A 234-nucleotide genomic window follows, 5' to 3' on the forward strand; every position below is an offset into this window, starting at 1 on the left:
TCTTTACGCTCGTGGCACCGGGCGCAGATGCGTCATTGATGGCGTCGCTCTCGCTCGGGCAGGGGTTGTTTGGCGCCTTGCTGGTTGCGTCGTTGGGCGGCAGCCTGTTTTTGAAGCTGTGCGGCGTCCGCTGTTTGCGCATTCCGTCCAGTCATTTGAGCAACGACCTCCTTGTTGGGGATGTGCTGGCCGTGATGCCGGCCGGCATGCTGACGATTCTCGCGTTCGCTGTCC

General features: G+C 62.0%; 1 protein-coding gene. It reads left to right on the forward strand.

The genetic code is table 11. The annotated features are described in order from the left end of the window. Positions 1–234: hypothetical protein (locus tag ACVA6Q_RS24970; protein WP_446649272.1), on the forward strand; the 234-nt coding region annotated here is incomplete at both ends.

The sequence above is a fragment of the Vibrio sp. DNB22_10_4 genome (assembly GCF_052879755.1).